The following is an 8,223-nucleotide window of genomic DNA, read 5'->3' as shown; positions in this document are numbered from 1 at the left end:
GTTCGGCTGCACCTGCTCGGCCGAGCGTGTCGCCCGCGCGCTGGCGCAGTACACCGCCCAGGACATCGCCGAGATGACCACCGAGGACGGCCGCGTCACCGCCGACTGCCAGTTCTGCTCGGCGCATTACGAGTTCGACCCCGAGATGCTGGGGGCCGAGGCGACGCGCAACCTCGACGGCACGCGGCGCCGCTAGGCCCGGTGCCGGGAATGCGTATGTTGTCCCGAGAGCGCTGCGGCGGCTGCCGACACGCGGGCGTGCGCCCGGCGGCGGGGCGGCCGCCGGCCGTCGCCCGATGCAGGCGGGGCCGTGCCCCCGGTCGGCCGCGCTCATCCGGGCCTGGATAGGACGCGCGGATGGACTGGCTCGGCTCCGAGGCCCTCGCAGCCTTCCTGCAGGTCGTCTTCATCGACCTGGTGCTGGCGGGCGACAATGCCGTGGTGATCGGCATGGCCGCCGCCGGCCTGCCGGTCGAGGAGCGCCGCCGGGCGGTCCTGATCGGACTGGCCGCCGCCACCGTCCTGCGCATCGGGTTCGCCTCGATCACGGTGGAGCTGCTCGAGATCATCGGTCTGATGCTCGCCGGCGGCATCCTGCTGCTGTGGGTGTGCTGGAAGATGTGGCGCGAGCTGCGCGAGGGCGGGCAGGCACAGGAGGCGCCCGCCGACGGCGACCCGGCCGCCGGGCGGACGGTCGCGGCCCGCGCCCCGCGCAAGACGCTCTACCAGGCGGCCTGCCAGATCGTGCTGGCCGATGTCTCGATGTCGCTCGACAATGTGCTGGCGGTCGCCGGCGCCGCGCACGCGCATCCCATCGTGCTGGTCTTCGGCCTGGCGCTGTCGGTCGTGCTCATGGGCGCCGCCGCGGTGATGATCGCCGACCTGCTCCAGCGCCATCGCTGGATCGCCTATGTCGGGCTCGGCATCATCCTGATCGTCGCGCTGAGAATGATCGAGGAGGGCTTCGTCGACGTCTACCTGACGGTGCATGGAGACTAGGCGCGGCGCCGTCTTGAGAGTCGGCCGCGCCGAGCTAGCTCATCGCCGGGGAACTGGGCGGGAAGCGAACTCGGAACGGAACAGGCGCCGGACGGCACGCGACCTGCGGGGCGGGCCGGCCGCCTCCGGTGCGACCCGCACTGCAAGGGGAGCAGATCGGGACGGCGCAGGAGGATCGACCATGAGACGGAGTCTGATTTCGATTGCCGCGGCCGTGCTGGCCGTGCTGCCGCTGGCTGCGGCGGCGCAGGTCGTCAGGGTCACGCCACTCGGCGGGCAGGACGGCGAGTTCTGCGCGCTCGACCGGGCGATGATCTTCGAGGACCCGAACGGCACGCGCATCCTCTACGACCCCGGCCGCACCGTGGCCGGGCCGAACGACCCGCGGCTGGGCAGGATCGACGTGATCCTGGTCAGCCACATGCACGGCGACCATGTCGGCGACCGGCACATCCCGCGCCCCGGTGCCGGCAGCTGCGCCAAGCCGGACCTGTCGGTGGACGACACGCCCGAGACCAACGTCGTGAAGATCGCGGTCGCCAAGGGCGCGAGCATCGTCACCGGCAGCGAGATGCCCGCCTTCTTCGCCGCCAAGCTCAAGGCGGCAGGCGGCGATCCGGCGAAATCGGTGCTGGCCCGCTTCGGCTCCAGCCGCACCGTGGCCGGCGTCACCGTCACCACGGTGAGCGCGACGCACTCGAACGGCGTGGCGCCGGCGCTGATCGGCGGCACGCTGGGCAAGGAGATGGCCGCGGCCGGCATCGCCGGCGATGTCGGGCCACCGACCGGCTTCGTGGTGACCTTCTCGAACGGGCTGGTGGCCTATCTCTCGGGCGACACCGGCTTCACCGCCGATCAGGACCTGGTGGTGCATGGCTATTACCACGCCAAGCTCGCGGTGATGAATATCGGCGACGTCTACACCACCGGCCCGACCGAGGCGGCCTACGTGATCGACCGGATGGTCAGGCCGGCCTCGGTGATCCCCTCGCATGCCAATGAGGCGGCAACGCAAGGCGGCAAGGTGCTGGCCGGCACGCGCACCGAAACCTTCCTCAAGGCAGTCAAGGTGCCGGCCTATGTGCCGCTAAGCGGGCGGACCATGGGGTTCGACAGCGCCGGCAAATGCGTCGAGGGCTGCTGACGGCGTCGTTGCGAAGCGAAACCGAACGGCGATTGCCCGCGTGACCGGCGAGCGGCAATCTCGGTGCATGGCGACGCTCTACGACCGCATCGGGGCGGCTTATGACGCGACGCGCCGGGCCGACCCATGGATCGCCGGGCGTCTGGCGCAACTCGTCGGCCTGCGCCCGGGTGCGCGCTTTCTCGACATTGGCTGCGGCACGGGAAACTACACCCTTGCGCTGGCGGCGAAAGGCGCGTCGATGACCGGGCTCGACCCCGCGGCGGCGATGCTCGGGGCCGCGCGGGCCAAGCCGGGCGGGAAGCGGGTCGAATGGTGCGAGGCCCCTGCGGAGGCGATGCCGTTTCCAGACGCCACCTTCACCGGCGCCGTGGCGGTGCTCTCGCTGCACCACCTGTCCGATTTCGCCGCTGCCTTGCGCGAGTCGGGCCGCGTGCTCGACCCCGCGCGCGGGCGCCTCGTCATCTTCACCTCAACGCCCGCGCAGATGCGGCGCTACTGGCTGGGGCGCTACTTTCCCGGCCTGATGGACCGCTCGATCGGGCGGATGCCGGCGCCCAAGGCGGTTCGGGCCGCGCTTGCGGCTGCCGGGCTCGGGCGCATCGAGAGCGAGCCCTACGCGGTGCGGCCCGACCTCGAAGACCGCTTCCTCTACAGCGGCAAGCTGAGGCCGGAGCTCTATCTGGACGCCCGCTTCCGCTCGGCAAGCTCGAGCTTCGCGAGCCTCGCCGACCCGGACGAGATGGTGCGCGGGCTGAAGCAGCTGGCGCGCGACATCGAGACCGGGCGAATCGCCGAGGTCATTTCCGCATCGCAACACCCCGACGGCGACTACCTGTTCGTGCGCGCGGCGCACGGCTGAGGCGCCGGCTCAGCCGCCGAGCAGGGTCAGGAAACGGTCGACCTCGGCCTCGGTGGTCTGGAACGAGCAAACTAGGCGGGCCGGAACGGGCGTGTCGCCGGGAGCGCCCTCGGGCGGCGTTGCGCGCGGGTAGTAGCGCGCGCCGGCCTGCCACAGGCGGCGGTGCGCGGCCAGCGGGATCTCGGCGAAGACGATGTTGGCCTCGGGCCGGTTCAGCAGGCGAGACCCGGGGGACTGAGCGATGCCGGCGGCCAGGCGCGCAGCGCGCGCGTTGGCATGCGCCGCGGCCTCGAGCCAAAGCCCATCGGTCAGATACGTCTCCATCTGCGCGGCGACGAAGCGCATCTTCGAGAACAGGTGGCCGCCGCGCTTGCGCCTGAGCTCAAACTCGCGCGCGCGGGCGGGACCGAACAGGATTACCGCCTCCGATGCGAGCGCGCCGTTCTTGGTGGCGCCGAGGCACAGCACGTCGACGCCCGCGCGCCAAGATGCTTCGGCCGGGGTGCAGCCCAGACGCACAAGTGCGTTGGCGAAGCGGGCGCCGTCCATGTGCACGGGCAGCCCCGCGGCGCGGGCGATGCCGGTGAGCGCGCGGGTCTCCTCGAGCGTATAGACCGCGCCGAGCTCGGTCGCCTGGGTCAGTGACAGCGCTCCGGGCTGCACGTTGTGCAGGTCGTGCGGCGCGGCGGCGCGGAGCTTCGCGGCGAGGTCGTCGGGGTCGATCTTCGCCCCCTCGCCCGCCAAGAGCGTCAGCTTGGCGCCAGCGGTGAAGAACTCGGGCGCGCCGCACTCGTCGTTCTCGATATGGCTGGTGGCATGGGCATAGACCGTGTCCCAGGGGTTGCACAGCGTCGCCAGCGCCAGGCTGTTCGCCGCCGTTCCCGTGGCGACCAGGAAGGCACGGGCCTCTGGCGCCTCGAACACCTCGCGCAGCTTCGCCTCGCAGCGGGCCGTCACGGCGTCGTTGCCGTAGGGCATGGTCGGCCCCTCGGCGGCCCGGCGCAGCGCCTCGAGCATCGCGGGGTGGGCGCCGGCGGCGTTGTCGGAGGCGAAGAACATCAGAACTCCTCGTCGATAATGTGATCCTCGAGCTCGTCCTCGAAGACCTCGTATTCCGGCACGGTACGCCCGCGCAAGGAGATGCCGGCGCGGTGCACCGAGTCGGCATCGCCCGAGACCAGCGGGTGCCAGTCGTAGAGCGGCTTGCCCTCGTGCAGCAGCCGGTAGGCGCAGGTCCCGGGCAGCCAGTCGGCCACCCGCGGCAGGCGCCTGGGCGTGAGCACGACGCAGCCCGGCACCAGCTTCGCCCGGTGCGCATAGTTGCCGCAGCGGCAGGTCTGCGGGTCGAACAGCCGGCAGGCCACGTCGGTGTAGTGCACCTCGCCGGTGTCGGCGTCCTCGAGCTTGATGGCGCAGCAGCGGCCGCAGCCGTCGCACAGCGCCTCCCACTCGACCGGACTGAGCTCGTCGAGGGCGTGGCGCTCCCAAAAGCGGGGGCGCAGCGTGTTGCGCGTCTTCGGCGGGCGGTTCATCGCGAGCCTTCTACTGCGGGCCTGGCGGCCAGATCGTCGCGGCGAAGCGGCCGAGCCGGCTGCCGGGGATCTGCCGGGCGGTGGCCAGCGCCACCGGGAAGCCGGTCAGCGTCAGTAGCACAAGAATATCGCCAGGCGCGAGGCCAAGCGCGAGCAGCCCGCCGCTGAGCGCGGCCGAGAGCACGATCAGCGTGGCGTCCACGACGTTCGCCGCCGCGATGTATCGGGCACGCCGGCGCCGGGGCGCCAACGCCTGCAGCACCGCGTTGAGCGGCGTGACATAGAGCCCGGCGAAGGCGGCGATGACCACGAAGTCGATGGTGATGCGCCAGCCTGCCGCCGTGGCGAAGAAGCCGGCGCGGTCGACCAGCGCGGGCGCGGCGGCGAGCGGCCGGGCGGGCGTGGCGAACCAGAACTCGATCGCCATGACGGCAAGTCCGAGCGCGCCGATCGGGGCGAGGCGCAGGCTGACCTCGCCGCGGCCCAGCCGCTCGACCAGCAGCGCGCCGATGGCGACGCCGACCGAGAAGGCGGTCAGGAGCACGGTCAGGACGCCCTGGTCGCCGCCGAGCGTGTCGCGGGTATAGGCCGGCAGCAGCGAGAGGAAGGTCGCGCCGAGGAACCAGAACCAGGAGATCAGCAGCACCACGCCGAACGCGGCCCGCCGGCGCACCACGATGCGCAGAAGCTGCCAGATGGCACGCGGGAACAGCCAGTCGACCGGGCGCAGCGCACCGGCGGGCGGCACCGGGGGCGCGAACAGGCTGGCCGCGAACCCCGCCATGGCGACGGCGACGACGACGGCCGAGACCACGGCGACGCCGTGCTCGGTCAGGATCAGCTCGTTGCCCAGGATGGTGCCGAACAGGATGGCGATGAAGGTCGAGCCCTGCACCAGGCCGTTGCCGCCGAGAAGCTCGCGCGCGCTCAGGTAATGCGGCAGCACCGAGTACTTGATCGGCGCGAACACCGCCGACTGCGCCCCCATCAGGAACAGCACGAAGAAGAGGAAGCCGATGCTCTCGATGTGGTACCCGATCACCGCGAGGCCCATCACCACCACCTCCCACGCCTTCACCCAGCGCATCATCACCGCCTTGTCGACGCGGTCGGCAAGCTGGCCCGCCGTGGGCGTGACCACGGCGAAGGGCAGGATGAACAGGGCCGAGGCGATCACGCCCAGCATCGCCACGTCGGCGCCGACGCGCTCGGCCAGGCGATAGGTCACCAGCGCGACGAAGGCCTTCTGGTAGACCTGGTCGTTGAAGGCGCCCAGGAACTGGACGAGGAACAAGGGCAGGAAACGCCTTGTGCCGAGGAGTGCGAACTGGTTGGCGACCGGCGGCTGCATCGGGGCTCCTGCGCGGGCGGCGCCTTCAGTCGAAAATGCGCGCGTGGGCAAGGCGGTGACGGGCCAGCTCGGCGTCCAGGCGCATCTGCGCCACCAGCGCCTCGGCCGAGTCGAAGCGGGCCTCGGGGCGCAGGAACGAGACCAGGCCGCAGGAGATCTCGGCGCCGTAGAGATCGCCGTCGAAGTCGAACAGATGTACCTCGAAATTCGCCGCGTTCTCGCCGAAGGTCGGGCGCACGCCGATGCTGGCGACGCCGTCCCGCACGCCCGCATGCGGGCCGTCGAGGATCTCAGCGCGGGCGGCGTAGATGCCGTGGCGGGGTACCATCTGCTCGCCGAAGGCGAGGTTGGCGGTGGGAAAGCCCAGCGCCCGGCCGCGCCGGTCGCCTGTGAGCACGGCGCCGCGCACGGCGTGCCAGCGGCCGAGCTGGCGGGCGGCCTCCTCGCATTGGCCCTGCTCGATCTGCACGCGCACCGCGGTGGACGAGTAGCGGCCCTGGGGCCCCTCGACCAGATGCGCGATGGAGACCGAGAAGCCAAGCGCGCCGGCCATGTTGCGCAGGAGCCGCGCGTCGCCGCGCCGGGCGCGGCCGAAGCGGAAGTTCTCGCCCACGATCAGGTGGCGCAGGCCGAGCCCGCGGGCCAGCACCTGCGCGGCGAAGTCCTCGGGCTCCATGGCGGCGAGCGCCTGGTCGAATGTCAGCTCGTAGAGGCGCCGCACGCCGAGGCCGGCGAGCAGGCGCGCCTTCTCCGCGGCGGTGGTCAGGCGGAAGGGCGGGGCGTCGGGCTGGAAGAAGCGCCGGGGGTGGGGCTCGAAGGTGATCGCGCCGAGCGGGGCCTCGAGCGGCTGCCCGGCGCGGGCGGCCTCGGCGATCAGGGCCTGGTGGCCCAGGTGCACGCCGTCGAAGTTGCCGAGCGCGGCCGAGGCGCCGCGCTGCTCCGCCCCCAGCCCTTCGAAGCCCTTGATGACCTGCATTGCCGCCCTCGCCCGCCCTCGGCGTCGCATCCCGACCGGGGTCGGGCCCCTCAGTCGAACTTCTTCGAGGGCGCGAGCACCAGCGCCTCGCCCCTGAGCACCGCCTTTTCGCCCACGAGGCAGACGCAATCAAGGGTGACGCGGCGCCTGGCATAGTCGATGGCGCTGACCGAGACGCGGGCGGTGACGGCGTCGCCCGGGCGCACCGGCGCGAGGAATTTCAGCGTCTGGCCGAGATAGACCGTGCCGTGGCCGGGCAACTGCTCGCCGATCACCGCCGAGATCAGGGCCGCAGTCAGGATGCCGTGGGCGATGCGCCCCTCGAAGATCGTCTGCTGCGCATAGTCGTCGTCGAGATGCACCGGGTTGCGGTCGGTCGAGATCTCGGCAAACAGGCGGATGTCACGGTCGGCAACGGTCTTGGTCAGCTCGCGCGTCATGCCGACGGCGAGGTCCTCGATGCAGATCGTGCCCCGGGAAATGTCCTGGGACGGAATCTCCGCAGGAGAACGGTCGGGCTCGGGACGGTCCGGTACACGCTGTTGCATCGCAGCAGACTTAGACCACGGCGAGGCGCTTTGGCAACAAACTTGCGCAACTAAGTTGCCCCTGTCGTGTCGCTCAGAGAACAATCGGTCCTGGCTATCGTGGCGCGCCCCTCCGCCTGCAGCAGCACGACGCTTTCAGGAACCTCGGGCGCCGCGCTGCGTTCTCGTGTAGAATTGACGTGGTTTCAGACCTCAAGGGAGGTGGAAATGGCTGAACAGCGGTCCCCCGCTGCTGCATCGCAGGAAAACCTGGCCAAGCAGGACGACCTGACCAAGCAGATCGAGCGGCTTCGCTCGGACGTGGCGCAGATCACCAAGACGCTCGGCGATCTGACCAAGGGCCAGGTGACCGAGTTGCGGGCGCGCGGCCGTGCTGCGGCCGAGGACCTTGCCGGGTCCGCGCGCCGCGTCGAGCACGACGCCGAGGACTTCATCCGCGACAAGCCGCTCCAGGCATTGGCGATCGCCGCCGGTTTGGGCGTTCTGGTCGGCTGGCTGACGCGCCGCTGAGCCGATGATCCTGCGACGGATCCTGCATGGCCTGCGCGCTGCGGTGCGGCGGGCCGTGAGAAATGCGCTTGCCGGGTGTATCGTCGCGGTGCTGGTGGCGATCGCCTTCGGGTTCGGCACCGCCGCGCTCTACATGGCGCTGGCGGCGCGGGTCGGCGCGCTCTACGCCTGCCTCTCGGTCGGCGGGATCTACCTGGTGGTGGCGCTCTTCGTCCTGCTGGTGGCGCGCGTCGCCGGTCCGCCGTCGCCCGAGCTGCCCGGTTCCCCGGACCGCGGCGGGCTGGAGCAGGACGCGGTGATC

Annotated in this window: 11 protein-coding genes; 6 read left to right on the top strand and 5 right to left on the bottom strand. The window is 71.3% G+C overall.

What is annotated here, in order from left to right; all coding sequences use genetic code 11:
* The 4 genes from AC32QD_RS07295 to AC32QD_RS07280 form a co-directional block, all read left to right on the top strand.
* Positions 1-196: Hsp33 family molecular chaperone HslO (locus AC32QD_RS07295; RefSeq protein ID WP_492009828.1), on the top strand; the 196-nt coding region annotated here is incomplete at its 5' end.
* 161 nt (positions 197-357) lie between these two features.
* The gene (locus AC32QD_RS07290; RefSeq protein ID WP_492009827.1) at positions 358-999 is read left to right on the top strand and encodes a TerC family protein; all 642 of its coding nucleotides are present in this window, start codon (positions 358-360) and stop codon (positions 997-999) included.
* Between the two features lie 181 nt (positions 1,000-1,180).
* Positions 1,181-2,143 (top strand): MBL fold metallo-hydrolase, encoded by a 963-nt coding sequence (locus AC32QD_RS07285; RefSeq protein ID WP_492009826.1) that lies wholly within the window; start codon positions 1,181-1,183, stop codon positions 2,141-2,143.
* Between the two features lie 67 nt (positions 2,144-2,210).
* Positions 2,211-3,005 carry a class I SAM-dependent methyltransferase gene (locus AC32QD_RS07280; RefSeq protein ID WP_492009825.1) on the top strand — a complete coding sequence of 265 codons (795 nt, stop codon included), beginning with the start codon at positions 2,211-2,213 and terminating at the stop codon, positions 3,003-3,005.
* Between the two features lie 9 nt (positions 3,006-3,014).
* Here the strand turns inward: AC32QD_RS07280 and AC32QD_RS07275 are convergent, their stop codons facing one another.
* From AC32QD_RS07275 to AC32QD_RS07255, 5 genes are read right to left on the bottom strand one after another with little or no spacing between them, the layout of a single operon-like run.
* Positions 3,015-4,064, bottom strand: a complete 1,050-nt coding sequence (locus AC32QD_RS07275; RefSeq protein ID WP_492009824.1) for a threonine aldolase family protein — start codon at positions 4,062-4,064, stop codon at positions 3,015-3,017.
* Positions 4,064-4,537, bottom strand: coding sequence for a YcgN family cysteine cluster protein (locus AC32QD_RS07270; RefSeq protein ID WP_492009823.1), 474 nt, complete (start codon positions 4,535-4,537; stop codon positions 4,064-4,066). The genes AC32QD_RS07275 and AC32QD_RS07270 overlap by 1 nt, the downstream gene beginning before the upstream one ends.
* 10 nt (positions 4,538-4,547) lie before the next feature.
* A complete protein-coding gene (locus tag AC32QD_RS07265) occupies positions 4,548-5,888 on the bottom strand; it encodes an MFS transporter (protein WP_492009822.1) in 1,341 nt (446 codons plus the stop codon).
* A 25-nt stretch (positions 5,889-5,913) separates the two neighbouring features.
* Positions 5,914-6,864 (bottom strand): bifunctional riboflavin kinase/FAD synthetase, encoded by a 951-nt coding sequence (locus AC32QD_RS07260; protein WP_492009821.1) that lies wholly within the window; start codon positions 6,862-6,864, stop codon positions 5,914-5,916.
* A gap of 50 nt (positions 6,865-6,914) precedes the next feature.
* A complete protein-coding gene (locus AC32QD_RS07255) occupies positions 6,915-7,304 on the bottom strand; it encodes a MaoC family dehydratase (protein WP_492009829.1) in 390 nt (129 codons plus the stop codon).
* Between the two features lie 315 nt (positions 7,305-7,619).
* Between AC32QD_RS07255 and AC32QD_RS07250 the strand changes: the two genes are divergently transcribed.
* On the top strand, positions 7,620-7,922 hold the full coding sequence (locus AC32QD_RS07250; RefSeq protein ID WP_492009820.1) for an ElaB/YgaM/YqjD family protein: 303 nt from the start codon (positions 7,620-7,622) through the stop codon (positions 7,920-7,922).
* A gap of 4 nt (positions 7,923-7,926) precedes the next feature.
* Positions 7,927-8,223, top strand: a 297-nt coding sequence (locus tag AC32QD_RS07245) for a hypothetical protein (RefSeq protein WP_492009819.1), incomplete at its 3' end; no start/stop codon positions are given.

The organism is Thermohalobaculum sp. (genome assembly GCF_058622915.1).
The sequence above is the reverse complement of the archived record's forward strand: the minus strand, read 5'-3'. Positions and strand labels throughout refer to the sequence as shown.

Coding starts and splice junctions, on each gene's coding strand:
- AC32QD_RS07290 (WP_492009827.1), top strand. CDS start 358: ATGGACTGGCTCGGCTCCGAGGCCCTCGCAGCCTTCCTGCAGGTCGTC.
- AC32QD_RS07285 (WP_492009826.1), top strand. CDS start 1,181: ATGAGACGGAGTCTGATTTCGATTGCCGCGGCCGTGCTGGCCGTGCTG.
- AC32QD_RS07280 (WP_492009825.1), top strand. CDS start 2,211: ATGGCGACGCTCTACGACCGCATCGGGGCGGCTTATGACGCGACGCGC.
- AC32QD_RS07275 (WP_492009824.1), bottom strand. CDS start 4,064: ATGTTCTTCGCCTCCGACAACGCCGCCGGCGCCCACCCCGCGATGCTC.
- AC32QD_RS07270 (WP_492009823.1), bottom strand. CDS start 4,537: ATGAACCGCCCGCCGAAGACGCGCAACACGCTGCGCCCCCGCTTTTGG.
- AC32QD_RS07265 (WP_492009822.1), bottom strand. CDS start 5,888: ATGCAGCCGCCGGTCGCCAACCAGTTCGCACTCCTCGGCACAAGGCGT.
- AC32QD_RS07260 (WP_492009821.1), bottom strand. CDS start 6,864: ATGCAGGTCATCAAGGGCTTCGAAGGGCTGGGGGCGGAGCAGCGCGGC.
- AC32QD_RS07255 (WP_492009829.1), bottom strand. CDS start 7,304: ATGACGCGCGAGCTGACCAAGACCGTTGCCGACCGTGACATCCGCCTG.
- AC32QD_RS07250 (WP_492009820.1), top strand. CDS start 7,620: ATGGCTGAACAGCGGTCCCCCGCTGCTGCATCGCAGGAAAACCTGGCC.